Genomic DNA, 22575 nt, shown 5'->3' on the forward strand with positions numbered 1-22575 from the left:
TTTGTTCTACCTTCCTATTTTGTCACGGGTGTAAGTGGGTCTCTACCACTTAGTACGTGAATTAGATTATCAGTTACAAGATGACACATATGAAGACGTGTTTCAATACTTGCACTGCCGATATGTGGAGAAGTCGTGACATACTTTGATTGCAGTAGCGGATTCGTCAAAGGTACTGGCTCTTCTTCAAAAACATCTAAACCAGCTCCATAAATCTCCCGCTTTTCTAAAGCATGATATAAAGCGCCTTCATCTACAAGACCGCCTCGTGCAGTATTAATTAAAATTGCTTCCTTTTTCATTAAACCAATTTCTTGACTTCCAATCAAGTGATGGTTTGATTTACTATATGGCAAAAGTAGCACAATAAAATCTGAATGCTTTAAGAGTTCGTTGAATGAAACATACGTAACCCCTAACCTAGACTCCGCCTCTTCGTTTCGTCTACGATTATGGTACAGCACGTTCATATCAAACCCAGTCGAGCGTTTTGCAACCGCCTCACCAATCCTACCGAGCCCAATGATACCAAGCGTTTTGCCGTGAACGTCTTGTCCAGTATAGTGCATCGGCGACCACGCCCCCCACGTTCCATTCCGAACGACTTCTGACGTTTCAACAAGCCTTCTTGCAGAGGCAAGCATGAGCGCAAACGTCAAATCTGCAGTCGTTTCAGACAACACGCCAGGGGTGTTTGTCACAATTACATTGCGATTTTTTGCTGCTTCTATATCGATGTTGTTATAACCAACGGCAAGATTTGCAACGATTTTTAATTTGGGCGCTGCATCTAGAAGCTCTTCATCAATCGTTTCTGTGAGCATACAGAACAGACCTTCACACTCTTTCATCTCACGTAATAAAACATCCCGAGGTACTGGCTCGTCCTCATCATCCCAATAATTCACATCGAAGTTCTCATGCAGACGGTCCATAATAACACCAGGCAACTTTCTCGTTACATAGATCTTCTTCATATAATCCCTCCTTTTCTTTAATTTTGTACTTATTGCAACTGAATCGCTCCATTCTCCAACTTGTAAATCGTATCGCACGTATACTTCGCACTTGTCACATCATGGGTAACAAATAAATACGTCAGTTGATGAGAGTGCCTCAACTCACGTAATAAATCTAGCAGTGTCACTTTCGTTTGGACGTCTAAACGATTCACCACTTCATCTAATACAACAAACGCTGGTTTTGCAACGAGAGCTCTGGCAATACAAACACGTTGAAGCTGACCACCACTCAATTGATGTGGATGCCTGTAAAGAAACGACTCATCTAGCCCTACGTCTAGAAGCATCTCTCGTACTTGCCTTACCCTTTCTATACGACTGAGCCCCAATCTCAACAGCGGTTCCTCAACACTCTCCACAATGCTACGTTTCGAGTTCAGAGAAGACTCTGGGTATTGATGAACGAGTTGTCCAACACCTTTAGACGCCTTAGTTGCTACTTCCCCTTTTATGATGATGTTCCCCTCTGTTGGCTTTATCAATCCTAATAACAAGCGGCTTAGCGTCGTTTTCCCACTCCCACTTCTTCCTAAGAGAGCAACCGAAGACCCTTGTTCGATCGTTAATGACAAATCTTTAAGTAGAATTGGTGATCGCTTACTGTAGCGGAATGTTACGTTTTGCATGTTAATCATTCTTCATCGTACCTCTTCCTAGAACGACTTCATAATGAAGAAAGCTTTTCAAGCGATCACTGGATGGTTCGTTCATGAGTTGGTCGACCGACCCACGTTCCACGCATTTCCCGTTTTCAAGAACAAGAATTCGGGTGACCATTTTCTTAATGACGTCAATTTCATGACTCACAAATAGAATGGAAAGTCCCTCTTCTCGTTGTTTTCGTAATAGCAATTCCAAGATGACCGTTTTCGTCTCTTTATCAAGTGCTGTAGTTGGTTCATCCGCAATAACAAGTTCTGGTTGAAGTGAGAAAACGAGCGCCATCCCTGCCCGTTGCAACATTCCTCCACTTAACTGAAAAGGAAAAAAGTGATAATGTTCATCTTTTAACTGCACTTCTCTTAAAGACGCCATCGCTGTTCTTTTTGCTTCACGCTTTGTGGTTCGTTCGTGAGCTCGGATCGTCTCAACCATCTGTACGCCAATCTTTCGATAAGGATCAAAGATCGCTTGTACATTTTGTGGTACATATCCAAGTGTATTGCCACGTACGGACCGTAACTGCTCATTCGATAATACACTGAGATCTTGATCGTGAACAATGACGCTTCCTTCTACTTGAAGCGGACTTGATAAAAGTTGTAACAACGCCATCGTTAACATCGTCTTCCCTGCACCACTCTCACCTAAAACACCGATGCTTTCACCTTTTTGTATACAAAATGATAGAGGTTCTAAAAGCATTTGAGTCTCTGTTTTGACAGCTAAGTTATTCACCTCGATCATAAACCACTTCCCCTTTTCTGATCAAACTCATCACGCATTCGCTCTGATAACCCATTCCAAAAAAATACAACGAGAAAAATCGCCGTTCCAGGAACAATCATGAGCCATGGCGCTGCATAAAAATAAGAGCGACTTTCATTTAACATTGCGCCCCACTCTGGTAACGGTGGTTGAATTCCAATGCCTAAAAATGAAAAACCCGCAATATGAAGCATGGCACTCCCTACGTTTAAAGCGAGCAAAACGAGCACCTGCGGTAAGATTGCGGGAACAAGATGCCTTTGAATTCTTTTCACGTAAGGCACTCCACTAATTATCGCCGATTCATAATAAGGTTCTTGCATCGTTCGTACCGTTGTGTTGCGTACGAGCCTTGCGATTGGGATCCAGAACACGAGAGAAAGTGCGATCAAAATATTCAGCAACCCCGGTCCAGCTATACCGACAAATAAAAACGCCAAAATCACAGATGGGAAGGCTGACATCCACTCAGTGAATCGCATAAACACGTGATCGATTACTCCCCCTGACGTCGCGGATACAAAGCCGACACTCATCCCGATTAAACCGCTAATCACGACAATCACTAGCGCGGTTACCACGGTATATCTTGCTCCGTAAACGATGCGACTCAACAAATCACGCCCCAGATGATCGGTACCAAGCAGATGACTACTTGATGGCGGCAATAAACGGTTTGCTGAATGAGCAGAAAAGGGGTCTTGGTTCATAACGAGTGGTGCAATGAAGATCATTAATAGCCCGATTGCTGCCATACTGATGTAAACTTTCGAGGTTCTAGACATGCTTCACCCCACCCTTTTGATGACGCTGTCTAGGGTCAAGCCAAGCTTGAAGAAGGTCAACAATCAAATTAATAAGTAAAAACAGACAGGCAATCACTAAGATGTAAAATTGGATCACTGGATAATCCCTTTGAACAATTGCATTCATCATATAACGGCCGACTCCTGGCCACGAGAAGATATTTTCAACGATAAACGTCCCTGCGAGTAGATACCCCATCACAATGCCGAGCACCGGCAGTAAAGCAAGGACTCCGTGACGCAACTGGAATTTTAGCCAGATCGTTTTCTCCGACAACCCTCTTGCTCTTGCATGAGACATCCACGGGAGCTTCTCAACTTCCAAGAGACTCGTACGAAACAGTCGACTATATATCGCAATGTAAGGAATTGCGAGTGTCAAAACAGGCAATACGTAGTGTGCGACAGTGCCCCTGTTCCCTGACGGGAAAATCCCGAGTGACATCGAGAATACATAAAGCAATAAAAACCCAAGCCAAAATGACGGTAGAGATGCACCAACAATTGAAAAAAGCCGGCTACTATAATCAACCCATGTCTTGCGGTAGTAAGCCGAAGCACTCCCTAAACCAATGACAGAAAGAATTACGATGAGAAACGCCCAGACACTTAGTTCGACCGTTGCTGGGAAATAAAACAAAAACTCCTCGATCACGGGTTCACCCGTCATATACGACGTACCAAAATCCATCGTAAGCGCAGAAGAAACCCAAGAAGCATATTGCTCCCAAACTGTTCGATCTAATCCAAGTTCAATCGTTACACGCTCGATCGCTTCCTCTGTAATCGGCAATTGCGAAGCAGATAAATACGCAACTGCAGGATCACCTGGAATTAAGTGCAAAGCTAGGAATACAACAAACGATAACAACACAATAGAAGGTACTAAGGCACACAGACGCCAACTAAGCATCCGGAGCATTTTTTTGAACCTTTTCTAATTGGAACTCATAAGGAATTGGTGCAAATTCAACGCCACTGATCCCTTCATGATAGACAGCAATGGTCGATGTATAGGAAATTGGTAAATAGACAGCTTGGTCATGAATCTCTTGAAGAATTTCATCATAGAGATCTGTACGTTTAGACTCTTCCGTCGCAATGAAGACTTGATCAATCATCTCGTCAATCTCAGTCTTTTTCTCCAACCCTAGTTGTGCTTGATAATCCGCATGTGCTGGAATACGCATCGATGAAACAAAAGCGTGAGGATCATACGGAGCACCCCATGTCTCTTGATAAATCACATCAAACTCTCCGCTTTTTTGTGCATTCAAATACGCTTGGTTGTCGACTCCTTCAAGTTGAACAGAAATGCCAACCTGACTTGCACCTTGCTGCAACCACTCACCGATCGTTCGCTGAATCGCATCATTGGCATCGTAAACATACGACAGTGATAAATGTTTGCCGTCTTTTACACGAAAGCCATCTTCACCAAGATTCCAACCGGCTTCTTCCAATAATTGTTCTGCACGATTCGAATCAAAATCATAAGGATCTACGGAAGGCATATATGGAACATGGTCACCAAATAAGGCAGTAGCAGGTTCTTCCGTACCATAAAAAACATCTTCAACCACTTGGTTCGTATTAAAGCTATGTATGAATGCTTGACGTACAGACAACTCTTCCAGAGGTCCGCGGTTTGTATTTAACACTGCTGTACGTGTCGCTTGTGGATTCGATTGATTGACTGTAAACCCTTCTTGGTCTTCGAAATATTGAATCGCATCCATACTAAGCAAACCATTTCCATAGACGAGATCAATTTCACCATTATCAAGCGCCATCATTCTAGATTCACTGTCAGGAATGACTTGAACGACTAAGCGATCAACGTCTGGAGAATCAGACCAATAGTGTTCATTTCCAGAAAATACTGCACGTTCATCTCGATCGTGTTGTTCAAGTTCATAGACGCCTGTTCCTACATATTGACCATCAACTTCTTTGGCAATTCTAAACGGCCGGACAAGTGCCAACTCTTCGAACAGAGGATAGTATGCCTCACTTAACGTCAGTTCCACGGTATACTCATCAATCACATTCACTTCTTGCAGTTGGTTGGCTAGTTCAAGCCAAGCATGACGCTCTCGATTGTCTAATACTTTGTCAAAATTCGCTTTAACATCGTCAGCATTAAATGGGCTACCATCTGAAAACTGCACATCTTCCCTCAAATAGAACGTCGTCGTTTTGCCGTCTTCACTTTGTTGCCAATCTTCAGCAAGCAATGGTTCAATTTCCCCTTCAGCATTATATTGAACAAGTGATTCGAAGATTAAGTTTTGTGCAAACATTTGAGATGCTCCATATCCTCTAGGATCCATCGCTCCAATATCTTGTGGCCAAGCGATCACTAATTCATCGCTTTCACTTTTAACATTTCCGTTTGAACAAGCAGCTATAAGAACGAACAAAAGCATCCCTGTAAATAGGTATGTGCGTTTGATCATGGAATCTCCTACCTTCTAATTCTATGTATGTATACTAACTATACCTACACAAATTAAAAAATCGCAATAGTAGATTACAGTCTTAAAATCATATGTTTAAATGAGAGGTCAGCGGGAACATTGTATTAGTAGAACGAGTGAACAAGGAGCGTGCTTACAATGACAAACATTTTAATGGTCGTAACGAATGGACATACAATGGACAACGGTCACCTTGCAGGTATATGGCTCTCAGAGTTTGCCGAGCCTTATGAGATTCTAAGAGAAAACGGTTATGAAATTACCGTTGCTAGCCCGAAAGGCACGGAATCTCCAATTGACCAAAACAGCCTCGGAAAAGAAGGCATTCCAACAGATTGGAAAGAAATTGCGGACCAACTCACCAAAACGGTACCACTCGAAGAAATTAATCCGAACAATTATAGCGGAATCTTCCTACCAGGTGGACACGGTACGATGTTCGACTTCCCAGACGACGAACAGCTAAAGAGCTTATTACAAACATTCGAAGAACAGAAGAAGCCAATCGCTGCCGTTTGCCACGGTCCCGCTGGACTCGTAAACGCAACGAAGAAGGACGGAACTCCACTCGTCCAGGACAAATACGTCACAAGCTTTACTGATTCAGAAGAACGTGGCGTTGAGCTTGAGAATCAAGTGCCGTTCATGCTAGAAGAGACCCTACGAGAAAAAGGCGCCAAATTTAGCGCCGCAAACGATTGGGCAGAGCACGTGCAACGTGATGGCTTGCTCGTCACAGGACAAAACCCTCAGTCTTCAATTAAAGTAGCGCAAGAATTTATCGAGGCGTTGAAATAGAGCAAAAAACTCTCCAAAGTTCCACTTTGGAGAGTTTTTTTGTGAGAGGAAAAGGATAGCCGATGTGATGTATCTGCAACATGGATTTCGAAGTTCCCTAGTATTCCGTGGCGATCTTGTTTGTGTGCCCCGCGCCCTACTTGTCTTGCACCACGGTCGCCTCGCCTTGCTACACGCACCCCTTGTCTTGCTCCACGCACCCCTTGTCTTGCACCACGACCACCTCGCCTTGCTACACGCACCCCCTGTCTTGCACCACGATCGCCTTGCCTTGCTCCACGCACCCCTTGTCTTGCTCCACGCACACCTTGCCTTGCACCACGACCGCCCCGCCTTGCTACACGAACACCTTGCCTTGCTCCACGACCGCCCCGCCTTGCTACACGAACCCCTTGCCTTGCACCACGACCACCTCGCCTTGCTACACGCACCCCTTGTCTTGCACCACGATCGCCTTGCCTTGCTCCACGCACACCTTGCCTTGCACCACGACCACCTCGCCTTGCTACACGACCGCCCCGCCTTGCTACACAAATCTTATATCTTAAGAAGCAAGCTGTTTTAATTCACTGTCCATCGGGTAATCATGATACGTATGTAACTAAACTATTGGCGGTGTCGACTTTGTTTGACTTCTTAGATTTTCTTCGTTTACTTATGTCAGCTTTTATTATTTTACCGATTGTGTCTCTCATTCGAGAGGCTGGGTATTATGCAGTTGTTTCAATGTTTGGTGCTACGAATAAGCAAATTGTCATCGGCTGTGGGCCTGTCTTATTTCGCTTCCCTTCAATTGAAGTGAGACGGTATTTCTTTATGTTTAGTTGGTGTCATTATGATGAAATTAAACCTAATCATAAATTTTGGCATGCATTTATCTACGCATCTCCGATGCTGAGTAACATTGTCGCGGCTATCATCGTAAACGTATTACTCGGACTCGAGCTTATGCCTGGCAGTGAGACATTATGGAATACATTTTTATTTTATACCTTTTATTTCGTTCTTTTTGATGCCTTACCGGTCTACATGCCAGACGGTCAACCGACGAACGGCCGGGCAATATGGGACTTGTTCCGACACGATCGTTGGTACACTTCCGATGAACGACAAAAAGAAGAGCATACAGAACGTACAGAAGAGCAAGAAGAGACGATTGAAAACCGCGACCGCGATGAACGTGAGCGCGACGATCACCGGGAACCTGAGCACACCTAAAACTTGTGGTAATCATCTTGATCCCACTTCAAGGCGCGCTCTTCTCGCGTCTCTCCAGTTACACCATCCAAGACAATAGAGCGATGAAACTCACCGATCCTAAGGGAAACAAGAATCATAGGCTCATAAGCAAGAATAATCTCCTCTCGGTCATAACTCGGCCGTTTCCCTACATATTGGCGGTTCCAATAATTTTCTAGATCAACCATATAGGGTCGTAGAATTCGCTCATTTTGAATAACCGCTTCTACGATGGGGACTGAATGATCAACATTGTCAGTAAGAGAAGGGAATGCATCGATTTCAGTGCGGTATCCCGACACCGCATCAATAAATGCATACACACGCTCCGCTTTCGGAGGAAACAATCCCCTTTCGCACGTTCTCTTAAATGCAACGAGCCAACAAGGATGGTAAAACTTCATGTTCTCAACGATGTAATGACTAAACTGAGTGAGCATCGCTTGACGTTTTGCTACTTTATCTAGGCTTTTGTAAATGGATACGTGTAGTTGATCGGCAGAGAGCTCAGAAAATGTTCCGATCATCTTAAGGTCGTTAATCGCCATCACAGCACGCTCCTCTCGTCTATACCGATAGATTCTCCTTCATTTCGCTCAGTTCCTTTATCGAATGATCGCTACTTTTGTCGTAACATTCCTTTCGCTTTCAATTCATTAGCAGGGAATCGTTCACTATAAATCGAAATTACCAAGGATAGTACGATTAAAAAGGTGGACAGATATGGATATTCGACATTTAACTTACTTCATTGAAGTCGCGAAGCATTCAAGCTTCACGAAAGCAGCCCGCACCTTACACGTATCTCAACCTTCTCTAAGTAAAACAATTAAGCAACTTGAGCGAGAGTTTGACGTACCGTTATTCTATCGTTCTTCAAAAAAACTCGAACTAACCGATGCTGGAGAAGCGGTGTTAAAGAATGCCCAAAACGTCATTGATGCTTTTCAAAATTTGCAAGCAGGAGTGACCGATCTTGCAGACATAAAAAAAGGCCAAATCCGAATTGGACTGCCGCCGATTATTGGAGCCGCTTTCGTCTCTTCTCTCATTAGTTCATTCATCGAAGACTTCCCGCTCATCGACTTACGCTTAAGTGAGGTTGGAAGCATTGCGATAAAAAAAGGAATTACTGAAGGTTCACTTGATGTTGGGTTCATTTGCAATGTTCCTTTGCAAGGGGAAGATTTTGAATGCAAGCAAATTCTTCATGACCCCCTTGTAGCGGTCATGCACCACGACCACCCATTATCGTTAAATGAACACATTCCTTTGAAAGCACTTGAAGAAGAACACTTTATTCTTTATCGCAATGACTTTTCATTGCATCGCTCAATTATTGAAGAGTGTTTACGACAAGGTTTTTTTCCAAACGCTGTATGTGAGAGTTCTCAGAAAGATTTTATGCTACAAATGGTTGAAGCGAAGCTCGGGATTGCCTTACTTCCTGAACATATCGCAAAAACGATGCAATCCCATGTACTTTCTTATGTTCCACTAGAAGACAATCCGCTCCACTTAGAGCTCGTCATGATTTGGCGTAAAGATTCGTACTTACCCTTTGCTGCACGAACGTTCATTGAAGAGGCTAGCTCATATTATTCAACCGCACAAAAAGAAGCTAGGGGCTCCTAGCTTCTTTTGTGGTTCGTGTTAGTTTGTTAGCTCTTTAGATAGTTCAACAATATAACGAAGTTTCTCCCACTGCTCTTCTTCCGTTAAGATGTTACCGTGATGAGTCGATGCAAAGCCACATTGAGGGCTTAGACAAATTTGCTCTGCAGAAACGTGTTGTTTCGCTTCTTCAATACGTTCTTTAATCGTCTCTTTATCTTCAAGTTCCCCATGCTTTGATGTGAATAAACCGAGTACCACTTGTGGACCATCACTCGGAATGTGATCGAGTGGACCGAAGTCACCAGAACGATCATCGTCGTATTCTAAGAAGAAGCCGTCCACATTTTCTTTGGCAAACAATGTGGGTGCAATCTTTGCGTAGCTTCCTTTAAAAGCCCACTTTGAACGATAGTTTCCACGGCATAAGTGCGTCGTAATCACTAAGTCTTCTGGTTTGTTTTCAAGCACTGCATTTGCTACTTTTAATGCGTGTTCAATTAAGTCTTCTCTTGAATAACCACTATCATTAAACGGAATGTCATCTGAATTAAGTCCAGCGATATACACATCATCGAGTTGCAAATAACGACAACCCGCATTATAAAATGCTTGAATGGCATCGCGGTACGTTTGAACGATGTCTTCTGTGTACGTGTCTAGGTCTGGATAAATGTCTAGATTACGAATTCCCGCATTAAACAATTGATTCGGACTCGGAATCGTTTGCTTTGCAACTGCACGATCTCCGACAATTTCTTTGAACTGAATAAATTCTTTTACGTGCGGGTGATCTTCGTTAAATGAAATCTTACCAATCACTCTTACATCATAACGCTCTGTTTCCTCGCCTTTGAATTGGAAACCATGGTCAGGCACGTAACCTTCGATTCCGTTTAAGTGCTCAAGAAAATCTGTATGCCAAAAACGACGGCGGAACTCTCCATCTGTAACAGCTTCTAGACCCACTTCAATTTGCTTATCAACCACTCGAGTAATCTCTTCGGTTTCAATGTTGTATAACTCTTCAGCGGTAATGTTACCTGCTTGAAAATCTTTTCTCGCAATGTGAATTCGTTCCGGACGTAATAGGCTTCCTACGTGATCTGCTTTGAATGGTGCGTGCGTTGCTGTTTTTGTCATGATAATCTCTCCTCTATGTGTGTAGTCTCCTAGTTTTAAGCGATCAATCAACAATCGTTACGAACAAAACCCCCTCTTCTTGTAATAAGAAGAGGGGGTAAATGGTTGCCATTCATCCGACTCTTCTCATCTTTGTAGTATCGCTACTACTGGAATTGGCACAGTACTTAAAAAGTCCGCTGCCGAGGTTTCAAAGGGCCAGTCCCTCCACCTCTCTAGATAAGAAAAATGAATTCATTGAATTTATTAAATCTAATACTAACATCCACAAAATGATTGTCAACAGAAAAGTATATTTTTATTGAATATTATTTCAATGTAATTGTTTCGTCAGTAGGTATTGCCGGTCATTCATCGTTTTCACGTTCTTTTTGCTTTTTATCACGATTATAGGTTACAAGTTCTTCTGATTTTACGTTCTCTTTATCTTTTTTTGTGACCATTTCTTCAGACCGAATCTTCTTACCAGATAACTCTTCTGATTTTACTTTATGTTGATCAGACATCTTCTTACCTCCTTGTTGCACTCATCGTTACAATTCAGCTTTAACGTCTAAGCTGCATTGTATTCCATGAACTTATAGTAGATTGATTCCATACCTGACTAAAGCCAGAATGGCGATTGCGATCAGGATGACTACTGTAAAAATAAACATGCCATAGAAGACAGCGCCAACACCGTGAGCAACATCGAGCCCGACTTGTTTTAATAAATGTCTTATTCTACTCAATCAAAAACACCTCATCGAAACTTAGTTCATTAAATTATAACAACGAAACGCTATAGACATAACCTTTTGCGCCAATTATTTGACTACAACTCATTCTTTTCGCTTAGCCATCGTAGTGCAATCCTCTTGATCGTCCTCCCAGTTATTGTTCAATCAGACGAACGTTGCTACCATAATGGGTGAAATCAGGAGGGGATTTTATGGGAAAAACAAAAAGATTTTCCATTTTTATGGGGAGCACCTTACTCGTTGGGATGCTAGCAGCCTGTGGGGATGATGAGGAACAATCGGCAGATCCAGTCGATGAGGAAACGAATAACGAAACAAATGAAAGCGATTCAACAAGTACATTTGCTGTGTTTGGAACGACTGATATTCATGCTCACCTTTTGCCTTATGATTATATGAACGATGAAGAAGATTCAACAATTGGATTAACGAAAGTATACTCTCTTCTCGAAGAACTTCGTGAAGAGTATCCAAATCATATGCTTGCGGATAACGGAGATACGATTCAAGGTAGTATTTTAGGCGATATGCCTGCCCAAATTGAACCACTTGCAGATGATGAGTCTCACATCGTGATGGATGCGATGAATGAGATGGGATACGACGCAGCTGCGCTTGGAAATCATGAATTTAACTTCGGCCTCGATTTCCTTGATGAGACGATGGAAGATGCAGATTTCCCGTGGTTATCTGCCAACGTTGTTGAGCCTGGCACTGAGACGCCTGTCTATGAGCCGTACACCATTGTAGAACAAGAAGTAGACGGTGAAGTGCTTAATGTAGGCTTTATCGGGTTCGTTCCACCACAAATTATGAGTTGGGACGCTGCACACCTTGAAGGTGAAGTCGAGACGTTAGAAATTGCAGATGCCGCTGAGAAATTTGTGCCACAACTTCAAGAAGAAGGTGCAGATCTTGTCATTGCACTTGCTCATACAGGCATTAATGATGGCGAACGTATGAGTGAAAATGCCGCACTATCCATTGCTGAAGTTGATGGCGTGGACGGAATGTTACTTGGGCACCAACATAACCACTTCCCAAGCGAAGATTATGAAGGAGTAGATGGTGTGGATGTGGATGCAGGAACAATCCACGGGGTACCAGCAATGATGCCAGGCTCTTGGGGAAGCCACCTCGGCGTGTTAGCTTTTGAATTAGAGAATACGGACGGAGAATGGAATATCGTTTCAGCGAATTCTGAAATTCAAAGCACTGAAGATCAACCATCACACGAGGGGCTTGAAAACCTCGTCATGGATGCTCACGAAGCGACGGTAAGCTACGTAAATAGCCCCGTTGGCGAGATTACTGACGATATCCATACATTCTTCGCACGTGTTGAAGACAATGAAGTTGTACAGTTAATTAATGACGCGCAACTCGATTATATGGAACAAATGCAAGCAAGTGGTGAACTTGAAGAAGACGTTCCCCTTCTATCAGCTGCTGCCCCGTTTAGAGCAGGACGCGGTGGTGACTTTACGTATGTTGAAGAAGGTGACGTTGCCATTCGTGACATGAATGACGTTTACGTCTTCCCGAACACATTGCACGTCGTTGAAGTGGACGGCGATCAACTGAAGAACTGGTTAGAATACTCAGCCCTTAACTTCAATCAAATTGATCCAGATGACAGCAATGAGCAAGCATTAATTAATGATGACTTTGCAAGCTATAATTTTGACGTCATCGAAAACGTGACCTACGAAATTGATGTCACGCAAGATGAAGGCGAGCGAATCGTTGATCTACAACATGAAGGTGAAGACGTAACGAGCGATGATCGTTTCTACGTCGCGACGAACAACTACCGTGCTGGTGGCGAGGACCATCTTGATAGTTCAGTAGAAACTGTCCTTGAGACGACGGACGAGAATCGTCAAGTCATTATTGACTACATCGTGAATCATGACGGTGCCTTGAACGTTGAACGTAGCAACAACTGGCAGATCACGCCATTTGAATCTGCTGGAGAAGTCATTTTCGAAACTGCTTTAGAAGCACAAGACGCAAGTGACGATCACGAACGTATTGAATTTATCGAAGAAGACGGAGACGGCGCAACATTTAGCTTCAACTAAATAAAAGGGGACAGTCCCCCACCACTGCACAGAATTAACGCAGTGGGGGACTGTCCCCTTTGTTTGTCATGAGTAGAAATTCAACGTCCGTTTCGCCGTTAGTTCATGAATGTCATTTCAGTGTTAAATCCAAACTTCCTGTAGAGAGTAACGGCTCGTTGATTCCACCTCGCAACGCTTAACCGAAAGAATTCTGGCGCATACATTTCTTCACCTACACTAAGTCCGAGTTCAAAAAACTGAAGTCCATACCCTTGCCCTGTGTATACCGGATTCATACCTAAGCCAATATCGATTGGGCGTTGATCGTCGTAACACCCTTCTCGCTTTCCACCCGGTACTTTTGCACTTTCACCATAGCAATAGAAACCAAACACATCATCTTCTGCTGTTACAACAACATAGTAGTTACCGTTAAGCAATTCATCTTGTTGCTCTTTACTCTCACTCAAACTGTATAAAGAGTACGGAGGTTCATATGTCCAACTCGTAATAATGGACGCCTCTCGTTTACTCATCGGCAACACATTTAGTTTCATCGCTTTATCCTCCGATACGATGTAGGAGTTACTCCAGTCACTTTCAAGAACGTTCTGCTAAACGTTGAGCAGTACGTATACCCGACTTGCTTTCCTATTTGAGCAATGGAATAATTCGTCTCAATTAATAACTCCTTCGCCCGTTCAATTCGGTAATCTTCCAAGTAGACCCGAGGCGTTTTCCCCGTTTTCTGCTTAAACCATTCTACATAATAGACAGGATGGAAATGCTCTATGGACGCCAAACTATCTACTGTGATCGGTGACGAAAACTGTTCATGAATATGAGCAATTGATGCGTATTCATGGGTAGATACTTTTTCTTTCATTATAGCAACAAGGTGAGGAAGTAAGTGGCCTTTTGCTTGATTTGTATTCTCGAGTAGTAGCTGACGAATCGCGTGCCAGGATTGATCTTTCTGAAACCTTCGCTCACTTCGCAAGTCTTTCGTATCAACGTACAACTTTGGAAGATCGACGACTAGAAATTCGTTATAGCTCTTGCAGTAAAACGAATGTTCCAAATTCTGAGGGAGTAGTACAATGCTCTTATCCTTCAACGTCTGTTTCCCATTTACCGTCTCAATTTCCATAGAGCCTTGTAATGGAAATAAAATTTGCGCATACGCATGACGATGTGTGTACGGTTCTTTCCGATACGTTCGCCTCTCACAAATCATCGATTGATTGTCTGCTCCCAAAACCAATCCTCCTCATTCTCTCATTACGTTACAGTGAGCGAAGCTCTCATGCCTACCATTCAATCAAAGCGTATTAGACTTCTTTCATTTCTTCAATTAATTCACTAACACTCGTTACTTTACGATCGCCATAAGCGACAGCACCATTATCTAGATCAATATAAATTGCCTTCATTCCTTCTGCCTTCGCAGGAATAATTTCGTTTAAATAATTGTCCCCAATGCTTAGCGTCTGTTCAGTAGTCACATTGTACCTTTTCATAATCGAGATAAAGTGCGCCCTCGTCTCCTGTGGCTTCATCGCATTCGTAACGACTTCGTGAAACACACCTTCTAAATGAAGAAGCTTGAGCAAACGCTCTACATCGTCATCTGTACTGTTCGTAAGTAAAACAATTGATTTCTTCTCTTTCAATGATAATAATCCTTCACGAAGTCCTTCGATGACCGATAATGTAAACGCATCCGTTGCCATAAACTCTTTCGTTTTATGATATGCCGGCTGAGGATCTTTCACACCGTAATGTCTCGCCGCTACATTTGGGAGCCACCACCCATCACCGATTGCAATGACCTGGTCGAAATCGTACTCTACTGGCCCTTCGTGAATCTCTCTCCAAGTGGAGTCTGCCACTTTCTCCCCTTCCCATGTTACGACACGCTCAATGTTTCCTGTAAAAGGGTCGACCTCTAAAACCCAATCGTTTTGCACATCATAAGCCTTTCCAATTGAAACTGCGTGATTTCCTTTTTTCATAAGTTCATAGTCGCTAAAAAACGACAGCTTGTGCTCTTCGATGACTTCCTCTGATAACGTCTTGGCATAGTAATCGAAATGATCAGTATCTTCATATAATGTTCCATCAAGATCAAATATAATCAGTTCACTTTCTTTAAAAAGGTTTGTCTCCATGTTGTCCCCTCCTATGCTTTGATTATAAAGTAAAGGATTTTGTTGATATCGTCAATTTTTCCTATGTAAATTGTTAATTTGCTCTAGATTTAAACAATTCAATATAAAAAACATGAAATATTGTGGTAGAATAGTGGGGGTTATTACCAATCATGTTGGTAAATCTTACATATTACGGGAGGGGGAAATCGTCATTATGAGAAAATTTACCATTGCAAGTACAGCAGTGCTCATGACTACGATTTTAGCAGCGTGCGGAACAGGGGCAAGTGACTCGCCTGACACGCTTTCTATGGGGTTTGTTCCATCACAAGATGCCGATGAGTTGGCAGATACTGTCCAACCATTAGCAGATCGCTTATCAGAAGAACTTGGTATGGAGGTTCAAGCAGAAGTTGTTACGAACTATGTTGGTTTAGTCGAGGCTATGGGGAACGACCAAGTCGACATAGGATTCTTACCACCACTTGGATTTGTTCAAGCAGAACAACTACACGATGTTGAAGTGTTATTAAAATCCGAACGTTTTGGAGATTATGAATACTTAGCACAATTCAACGTTCGTGCTGACAACGATGAGATTGACAGTATCGAAGACTTAGTGAACTCCGAAGGCCTCGTTTGGGCATATGGCGATACGTCATCTGCTGCCGGATTCTTGTTCCCAGCGAACGAATTAATGGATGCTGGCGTTGAAGATCTTAACTCACAGTTCCAACATTCTCAAGTCGGTGCACATGATACTGCTTTGATGGCAGTCCTTGACGGAGATGCAGACTTCTCCACCTCATTTGATGATGCGCGTGATAATCTTGAAGATGATTATCCAGACATTAAAGATGACATCAAAGTAATCGGTTATACACAACCAATTCCTAACGATACAATTTCAGCTCGTCCTGGACTTGATGAAGATTTGAAAAACCAAGTCATTGAAGCCTTCTTAAGCTTTAATGATGATGATGAAATGTTAGAGGTCCTTGACAGCATCTATAACTGGACAGGCATTGCAGAAGCAGACTCTGCGGATTACGAAGTTGTTCGTGATACGTATGAGCGTTTCCAAGAAGATGTTTCATTAGACTAATGATAGGAACACACAAAAGGGAGTGCGCAAGCTCTCCCTTTTTTTAGAATCAATCTTTTAATAGAAAGTAGGAGAAACGCAAATGATCGAATTTAAAGACGTTTCTTTAACCTATCCTAACGGACACCAAGGACTCAAAAACGTCAATCTAAAAATCGAACAAGGCGAAATGATCGTGGTTGTTGGTCTTTCTGGCGCCGGAAAATCAACGCTTATTCGCAGCATTAATCAACTCGTTAAACCAACATCTGGTGAATTAATGGTAGACGGGAAGAACTCACTTGCATTTAACGAACGTGATCTCCGCAAAATGCGTACCGACATCGGTATGATCTTCCAAAGCTACAATCTTGTGCGACGCATGTCCGTCTTACGCAACGTGCTTTCTGGAGCGCTCGGACGAACGAGTACGGCACGAAGTATTTTTGGCTTATTTAAGCATGAAGACAAACAACTCGCCCTTCGTAGTCTAGACCGAGTAGGAATTGCGGAGAAAGCTTATTCGAGAGCGGATCAACTGTCGGGTGGTCAACAACAACGGGTAAGTATTGCACGCGCACTCACTCAGAAGACGAAAGTATTCCTTGCGGATGAACCCGTTGCCAGTCTTGATCCTCCAACATCACATATCGTTATGAAAGACTTAAGGAAAATTAATCGTGAAGACAACATTACGATGATCGTCAACTTACACTTTATTGATATGGCGATGGAATATGCAGATCGTATTATTGGCATGCGTAATGGCGAAGTCGTTTTTGATGGTCCTGCATCAGAAGTTACTGAAAAAACGTTCGAAGACATTTACGGTCGTCCAATTAAAGAAGACGACAAAATGAGTGAACAAGACGAGGAAACGACTGAAAACGAAACAGCTAGTCATAAAGAAGGTGATTCCGCTTGACGCCTGCACCGAAAATGGACAAAATTCCAATCTTACCTCGTCGTTCTAAATTAAACATTTTATCCATTCTCGCCGTAGTAGCTGGTCTCTACATTGCAGCCGCTTATTTAACAAATGCTGCACCTGACCGAATCATTAACGGATTACCACAGATTATTAATTTTGTTTTCGGAAACTTAATCCCACCAAATTGGGGCTATTATGACACAGTTGCTTCAAGTCTACTTGAAACGTGGAACATTGCACTGCTTGCAACGACGCTATCGGTCATCTTCTGTTTACCGATTGCCTTTTTATCTGCATCGAACGTGAACCCGAGCTCTATTCTTTACAATGCTGTTCGTTTTTTTATGAACGTGTTGCGTACCATTCCTGATCTCGTTCTTGCAGTAATATTTGTCGGTCTCGTTGGACTCGGGGCAATGGCTGGTGTGTATGCGCTATTCTTCTTTAGTGTAGGTATTCTTGCGAAACTTATTAGTGAGACGATTGAATCCATAGATCCTGATCCGCTTGAAGCGATTCGCTCCACGGGTGGAAATACGCTCCAAGTTATTTGGTACGGCGTTATGCCACAAGTGTTGCCTCATTACATATCTTACAGCTTATATGTATTAGAAATTAACGTACGAGCTTCAGTCGTTCTTGGTTTTGTCGGCGCTGGTGGTGTCGGTCTCATACTCAATCAACAGCTGAACTTCTTTAACTACGGGAATGTTTCTCTCATTATCATTATGACGTTTGTTGTTGTTACGTTGATTGATATGGTGAGCATTCGCTTGAGAGAGAGGATCGTCTAATGAGAGAAATCGAAATCACGAAGCCAAAAAAGCCACCAATGTATTGGGTTAAGCTCGGCGGTATTGTTGCTTTTATCATTATTGCTTACTCGGTCGCTTTTACAAACCTTGATCTTGAGTCAGCATTTCGCTGGGAACAAGCGTCTACGATGTTACAGCGCCTCATTTTAGGTCCGTTTACCGATGCGGCGGCAATTGAGCGTATTCCTGAATTGTTTATGATGATGATGGAGACCGTTGCCATTGCTTACGCAGGTGTACTCGCAGGCTCCATTTTAGCCATCCCATTCGCATTCTTTGCGTCTAGAAATATCGCAAAAAGAGGTTCAATTGGAGGAAAAGGCGTCTTAAACGGAATCCGGTCATTCCCAGAGTTGCTCTTTGCCATCATCTTCGTATCTGCTGTCGGTATTGGGCCACTAGCTGGTGTCCTTGCGATTACGATCAACTCCGTCGGGATGCTCGGGAAGCTTTATTCAGAAGTCATTGAATCAATCGATCAGAAGCCACTAGAAGCATTACGAGCGAGTGGTGCTGGTAAAATCCAAGTCATTTGGTACGGTGTTCTACCGCAAGTGTTACCTGAATTTATGAGCTATGCGTTATATCGTTATGAAATTGATTTACGATCTGCAACGGTACTAGGAATGGTCGGTGCCGGAGGACTCGGTGCCCCGTTAATCATTGCATCACGTTCAAGAGAATGGGAACAAGTCGGTATGATGTTGCTCATCATTATCGTCGTCGTCACGCTCGTAGACATTCTCAGTCGTAACATCCGAAAACGCATCGTTTAACTTCCTGAACCTAAGAAGAATACTCTTCTTAGGTTTTTTATTCGTACGAACATCAAGTAAATGATGAGTTCATCAATGAATCAATGAAACTTTCAATCTAATAACTTAATCTTTTACCCGCCTAAACACAAACTAAAACCTTTTTTATCCATGTAAGTTATTTACACTATGGTAAAGTGACGGTAATTCGACACGAAATCTATGTAAATATGTAATAAAAGTTGGATAATGACGGAAACAGGTTACAATGAGATTTCAAAACGATTAAATAGCAGAATAACCCTTGTACCCCTCCGATTCTGTTGTTAAGATGCAACTTGTGGATTGAGATAACTACTAACAACCACTAGGAGGGTAACAATGAAATCTATTAGAAAGATTGCTTATAGCCTCGGTTTCACAGCATTCGCTGCGGGATTTGCTTTCATTACAGCACCTACAGCTGCAGATGCTAGTGATTTCAACACAGACCTAGAGAACAGCTCAGACGTAGAACTACTACAAGAAACGTTAATCGATAAAGGCTATTTAAATGAATCAGAAGTTACAGGGGAGTATGACAGCACAACTACAGATGCGGTTCAAGCATACCAGTCTGACTTCAACCTACTAAGTGACGGCATCGCTGGCACACAAACACTTGGAGCACTTGCTGCTCTATCATTAGAAGATGAAGGCGAACTCGTTGAAGACCTTCAATCAAAACTACAAAACAAAGGGTTTGACCCAGTATATGTAGATGGAATCTTTGGTCCACGCACTGAAGAAGCCGTACGTGATTTCCAATCTGCAGCAGGTATTAGCGTTGACGGAATCGCTGGCCCTGACACTTTCGGTCAGTTAATGTACAATGACGCACCCGTTGCAAACAACAATCGCAGCGAAGAAGAACCAGTAGCTAAAGAAGAAGAACCTGCTGAAGAAACACAATCTGAAGAAACTGTAGCTTCTGAATCCACAGAACCAACTGAATCAACTGAAAGCAGTTCATCAGAATCAGCTAGTTCTTCGAATGAGTCACCTGAAGGCACGACAATGACAATGGAAGCAACAGCTTACACGGCTGATTGCGAAGGTTGTTCAGGAATTACTGCAACAGGAATTGACCTTCGTAACGATCGCAATGCAAACGTAGTCGCAGTAGATCCTAATGTTATTCCACTCGGTTCAACAGTTTATGTTGAAGGATACGGTGAAGCAATTGCCGGAGACACTGGTGGCGCGATTACTGGAAACAAGATCGACCTTCACATGGCAACAACTGAAGAAGCACTTAACTTTGGTCGCCAAAATGTTGAAGTAACAGTCTTGGACTAATTCTATAACACAACCTCCGATGTCCCGTGCATCGGAGGTTTTTTGCGTTCGAATAATTTCCGAAATCCATCTCTTTTTTTCATCGCTTTAGAAGATTCTTCGATTATACTTAGATTAACAGAATGAATCACGTTATTTTTCCTATTATTTAGAATAAATAATGTTCAGGGGTGAGATCATGGTAAAATTAATTGACAGTACAGATCGACAATTATTAAAAGCACTCCAAGAAAATGCACAAATTGCAAATGTTGATCTAGCAAAGCGAATTAATTTGTCGCCATCTGCCACTCACACACGCCGTAAGAGGCTAGAGAGTGAAGGAATTATCCTAAGCTATGAAACAACGATTGACCGACAAGCATTAGGTTATGATTTACTCTGCTTTATCTACATCGCAATGAATGCACATCAACGAGACGATATTACTCAATTCCAACATAACGTCACTTGCCTTCCAGAAGTATTAGAATGCCACCATGTTACCGGAGAATACGATTATATCCTTAAAGTCGTACTAAAAAACACGAATGATCTAAAGCATTTTATCGTTGAACACTTGAGCTCTTTGCCTAGTGTGACGAGAATTCAAACGACCGTTTCATATGGTGAAGTAAAGCAAACGACTGCACTACCACTCTAATTCGTAGGGGGATTTCAAATGAGCCAACAAGTAAAGACAGGCATGCAACACTACATTGAAATTGGACGACAAAAGCAACAAGCTGAACAGCAATACCGGGAGAAAATGCGTAAAAAACGCTTTGACACGATTGCTGCCCACGGTATGTACAGCCTCGAAGAAGCTTCTTCGAATTACGGAAGCACGATGGAGCCTCTCGTCCTCTCTCCTGCTCAACATTTCGAGAACTCCGACCATCTTGAGGCGGCATTATCTTACGCTACTCCCGCGTGGGGATATACACGTATTCATAACCCTTCGCTTCACTATTTAGAAGAGACGTTATCCCTTTTAGAAGGCTACGGTTATGATGGCGAAACGAATTCAACGGTAACTAGTTCGGGGATGTCTGCAATCTTCATGGCAACTCAGCCCTTTTTAGAAGATCCCGTGCCGGGAGTGAACTTTATTGCAGATGCTAAGTGCTATGGCGGTACGTTTATGCTATTTAACGAGCGTTACCACAAAGAGCGTAATATCGATGTGCGTTGGATTGAAGATTCATCTGACCTTTCTCATTGGGAACATTCGATTGATGAACATACGCGCTTTCTCTATGTAGAAATGCCCTCGAACCCAAGCTTAACGGTTGTAGATCTTGAAGGTTTATCAGCACTTGCACATCACCACAATCTTCCTTTAATTGTCGATGCAACGATTGCTACACCTGCGCTCATGCGTCCCCTTCGTCACGGTGCTGATATTGTCATCCACTCGTTAAGTAAAGCGATCGGAGGCAGTGGTTCAGCAATTGCTGGTGCAATTATTGCTAAGAACCACATTACGACGAAGCTTAACAATGACGACTTAAAGGCAAACTTTACAGGGTATTTAAAGCTTTGGCCAATGCGCGATCACGGACCAGCATTATCTCCGATGAGTGCTCATTTTCTACTTAACGACATTCGCACACTTCGGACACGCGTAGATGCAATGAGTAAAAACGCATTAACCGTTGCCAAGCAATTAGAAAGCATCCCATCAGTAGAAGCCGTTTATTATCCTGGTCTCCCATCAAACGCAGGCCATACGACAGCAAAACGCTACATGCAACTGGTCGATCATCCTGAACAATCAAATCGTTATGGGCATCTAATTAGTTTTACAGTGGCAAGTGGTGCTCAAGCAACAAGGGACACACTTGATCGACTCTCGCTCATTTGGCGGGCAACGGACCTTGGACGCCACAAATCCGTTGCTGTTATTCCTTCAATTTCTACTCATCAACAACAAGGAGAAACAGGTCGCTCGCTTGCATCGATTCCAGCGAACTTGATCCGCTTATCCATCGGCATGGAACATCCTGATGATCTTATGACCGATTTGGAGCAAGCACTTCAATAAGCAGCTTTCGACTGTAGTAAAAACCAGTTACTCTTTGTAACTGGTCAGATTGTCGAGAAAGCCTTGGTTCTGTGAACCAAGGCTTTCTCTTATGGTCTTTGAATTGGTTCCAATGACGATTTTTTTGGTGAAAAGTA

Annotated in this window: 25 protein-coding genes and 1 riboswitch; of the genes, 11 read left to right on the forward strand and 14 right to left on the reverse strand. The window is 42.8% G+C overall.

Annotated elements, in window-relative coordinates; translation table 11 throughout:
• Nucleotides 1-14 precede the first annotated feature (14 nt).
• The 6 genes from JOD17_RS20130 to nikA are packed head-to-tail and all read right to left on the reverse strand — an operon-like array spanning nt 15 to nt 5715.
• Nucleotides 15-977, reverse strand: a complete 963-nt coding sequence (locus JOD17_RS20130) for a 2-hydroxyacid dehydrogenase (RefSeq protein ID WP_204699745.1) — start codon at nt 975-977, stop codon at nt 15-17.
• A 29-nt stretch (nt 978-1006) separates the two neighbouring features.
• Nucleotides 1007-1657, reverse strand: coding sequence for an ABC transporter ATP-binding protein (locus tag JOD17_RS20135; RefSeq protein WP_204699746.1), 651 nt, complete (start codon nt 1655-1657; stop codon nt 1007-1009).
• A complete protein-coding gene (locus JOD17_RS20140) occupies nt 1650-2429 on the reverse strand; it encodes an ATP-binding cassette domain-containing protein (protein ID WP_204699747.1) in 780 nt (259 codons plus the stop codon). Before JOD17_RS20140 ends, JOD17_RS20135 begins: the two co-directional genes overlap by 8 nt.
• Nucleotides 2426-3235, reverse strand: a complete 810-nt coding sequence (locus tag JOD17_RS20145; protein ID WP_204699748.1) for an ABC transporter permease — start codon at nt 3233-3235, stop codon at nt 2426-2428. Before JOD17_RS20145 ends, JOD17_RS20140 begins: the two co-directional genes overlap by 4 nt.
• Complete coding sequence (locus tag JOD17_RS20150; protein ID WP_204699749.1) at nt 3228-4178, reverse strand: ABC transporter permease; 951 nt, start codon at nt 4176-4178, stop codon at nt 3228-3230. Before JOD17_RS20150 ends, JOD17_RS20145 begins: the two co-directional genes overlap by 8 nt.
• On the reverse strand, nt 4162-5715 hold the full coding sequence (nikA, locus tag JOD17_RS20155; RefSeq protein WP_204699750.1) for a nickel ABC transporter substrate-binding protein: 1554 nt from the start codon (nt 5713-5715) through the stop codon (nt 4162-4164). The genes JOD17_RS20150 and nikA overlap by 17 nt, the downstream gene beginning before the upstream one ends.
• A gap of 159 nt (nt 5716-5874) precedes the next feature.
• Between nikA and JOD17_RS20160 the strand changes: the two genes are divergently transcribed.
• Entirely contained in the window at nt 5875-6534 is a 660-nt protein-coding gene (locus tag JOD17_RS20160) for a type 1 glutamine amidotransferase domain-containing protein (protein ID WP_042359271.1), read from the forward strand.
• On the opposite strand, the gene JOD17_RS20165 is transcribed toward JOD17_RS20160, so the two are convergent.
• Nucleotides 6486-7007, reverse strand: coding sequence for a hypothetical protein (locus JOD17_RS20165; protein ID WP_204699751.1), 522 nt, complete (start codon nt 7005-7007; stop codon nt 6486-6488). The genes JOD17_RS20160 and JOD17_RS20165 overlap by 49 nt on opposite strands.
• Before the next feature lie 151 nt (nt 7008-7158).
• On the opposite strand from JOD17_RS20165, the gene JOD17_RS20170 reads away from it, so the two are divergent.
• On the forward strand, nt 7159-7752 hold the full coding sequence (locus tag JOD17_RS20170; RefSeq protein ID WP_204699752.1) for a hypothetical protein: 594 nt from the start codon (nt 7159-7161) through the stop codon (nt 7750-7752).
• On the opposite strand, the gene JOD17_RS20175 is transcribed toward JOD17_RS20170, so the two are convergent.
• The gene (locus JOD17_RS20175; RefSeq protein WP_204699753.1) at nt 7749-8321 is read right to left on the reverse strand and encodes a hypothetical protein; all 573 of its coding nucleotides are present in this window, start codon (nt 8319-8321) and stop codon (nt 7749-7751) included. The genes JOD17_RS20170 and JOD17_RS20175 overlap by 4 nt on opposite strands.
• Before the next feature lie 175 nt (nt 8322-8496).
• On the opposite strand from JOD17_RS20175, the gene JOD17_RS20180 reads away from it, so the two are divergent.
• On the forward strand, nt 8497-9408 hold the full coding sequence (locus JOD17_RS20180) for a LysR family transcriptional regulator (RefSeq protein WP_042416134.1): 912 nt from the start codon (nt 8497-8499) through the stop codon (nt 9406-9408).
• An 18-nt stretch (nt 9409-9426) separates the two neighbouring features.
• Here JOD17_RS20180 and JOD17_RS20185 read toward each other — a convergent pair whose 3' ends face one another.
• From JOD17_RS20185 to JOD17_RS20195, 3 genes are all read right to left on the reverse strand, one after another.
• Nucleotides 9427-10530, reverse strand: a complete 1104-nt coding sequence (locus JOD17_RS20185; protein ID WP_204699754.1) for a 5-methyltetrahydropteroyltriglutamate--homocysteine S-methyltransferase — start codon at nt 10528-10530, stop codon at nt 9427-9429.
• 123 nt (nt 10531-10653) lie between these two features.
• Nucleotides 10654-10756, reverse strand: a riboswitch (SAM riboswitch).
• A 121-nt stretch (nt 10757-10877) separates the two neighbouring features.
• Complete coding sequence (locus tag JOD17_RS20190; RefSeq protein ID WP_204699755.1) at nt 10878-11036, reverse strand: hypothetical protein; 159 nt, start codon at nt 11034-11036, stop codon at nt 10878-10880.
• 72 nt (nt 11037-11108) lie between these two features.
• The gene (locus JOD17_RS20195) at nt 11109-11261 is read right to left on the reverse strand and encodes a hypothetical protein (protein ID WP_204699756.1); all 153 of its coding nucleotides are present in this window, start codon (nt 11259-11261) and stop codon (nt 11109-11111) included.
• Nucleotides 11262-11461: 200 nt separating this feature from the next.
• Here JOD17_RS20195 and JOD17_RS20200 point away from each other — a divergent pair, with 200 nt between their 5' ends.
• A complete protein-coding gene (locus JOD17_RS20200) occupies nt 11462-13354 on the forward strand; it encodes a bifunctional 2',3'-cyclic-nucleotide 2'-phosphodiesterase/3'-nucleotidase (protein ID WP_204699757.1) in 1893 nt (630 codons plus the stop codon).
• A 98-nt stretch (nt 13355-13452) separates the two neighbouring features.
• Here the strand turns inward: JOD17_RS20200 and JOD17_RS20205 are convergent, their stop codons facing one another.
• From JOD17_RS20205 to JOD17_RS20215, 3 genes are all read right to left on the reverse strand, one after another.
• The gene (locus tag JOD17_RS20205; protein ID WP_204699758.1) at nt 13453-13893 is read right to left on the reverse strand and encodes a GNAT family N-acetyltransferase; all 441 of its coding nucleotides are present in this window, start codon (nt 13891-13893) and stop codon (nt 13453-13455) included.
• Nucleotides 13890-14594, reverse strand: a complete 705-nt coding sequence (locus tag JOD17_RS20210; protein WP_204699759.1) for a helix-turn-helix domain-containing protein — start codon at nt 14592-14594, stop codon at nt 13890-13892. Before JOD17_RS20210 ends, JOD17_RS20205 begins: the two co-directional genes overlap by 4 nt.
• A gap of 73 nt (nt 14595-14667) precedes the next feature.
• Nucleotides 14668-15507, reverse strand: coding sequence for an HAD family hydrolase (locus JOD17_RS20215; protein WP_204699760.1), 840 nt, complete (start codon nt 15505-15507; stop codon nt 14668-14670).
• A gap of 196 nt (nt 15508-15703) precedes the next feature.
• Here JOD17_RS20215 and JOD17_RS20220 point away from each other — a divergent pair, with 196 nt between their 5' ends.
• The 7 genes from JOD17_RS20220 to JOD17_RS20250 all read left to right on the forward strand — a co-directional run bounded on the left by JOD17_RS20220 (nt 15704) and on the right by JOD17_RS20250 (nt 22438).
• Nucleotides 15704-16594: a phosphate/phosphite/phosphonate ABC transporter substrate-binding protein gene (locus JOD17_RS20220; protein WP_204699761.1), complete on the forward strand. Its 891-nt coding sequence runs from the start codon at nt 15704-15706 to the stop codon at nt 16592-16594.
• Nucleotides 16595-16676: 82 nt separating this feature from the next.
• Complete coding sequence (gene phnC / locus JOD17_RS20225; protein ID WP_204699762.1) at nt 16677-17498, forward strand: phosphonate ABC transporter ATP-binding protein; 822 nt, start codon at nt 16677-16679, stop codon at nt 17496-17498.
• Complete coding sequence (gene phnE, locus JOD17_RS20230; RefSeq protein WP_238554315.1) at nt 17495-18298, forward strand: phosphonate ABC transporter, permease protein PhnE; 804 nt, start codon at nt 17495-17497, stop codon at nt 18296-18298. Before phnC ends, phnE (JOD17_RS20230) begins: the two co-directional genes overlap by 4 nt.
• Nucleotides 18298-19095 carry a phosphonate ABC transporter, permease protein PhnE gene (gene phnE / locus JOD17_RS20235; protein ID WP_204699763.1) on the forward strand — a complete coding sequence of 266 codons (798 nt, stop codon included), beginning with the start codon at nt 18298-18300 and terminating at the stop codon, nt 19093-19095. The genes phnE (JOD17_RS20230) and phnE (JOD17_RS20235) overlap by 1 nt, the downstream gene beginning before the upstream one ends.
• 360 nt (nt 19096-19455) lie before the next feature.
• Nucleotides 19456-20412: a peptidoglycan-binding domain-containing protein gene (locus tag JOD17_RS20240; protein WP_204699764.1), complete on the forward strand. Its 957-nt coding sequence runs from the start codon at nt 19456-19458 to the stop codon at nt 20410-20412.
• A gap of 178 nt (nt 20413-20590) precedes the next feature.
• The gene (locus JOD17_RS20245; protein ID WP_204699765.1) at nt 20591-21055 is read left to right on the forward strand and encodes an Lrp/AsnC family transcriptional regulator; all 465 of its coding nucleotides are present in this window, start codon (nt 20591-20593) and stop codon (nt 21053-21055) included.
• An 18-nt stretch (nt 21056-21073) separates the two neighbouring features.
• A complete protein-coding gene (locus JOD17_RS20250) occupies nt 21074-22438 on the forward strand; it encodes a trans-sulfuration enzyme family protein (protein ID WP_204699766.1) in 1365 nt (454 codons plus the stop codon).
• Nucleotides 22439-22575 lie beyond the last annotated feature (137 nt).

This window comes from Geomicrobium sediminis (assembly GCF_016908595.1).
Taxonomy (GTDB): domain Bacteria; phylum Bacillota; class Bacilli; order Bacillales; family Marinococcaceae; genus Geomicrobium_A; species Geomicrobium_A sediminis.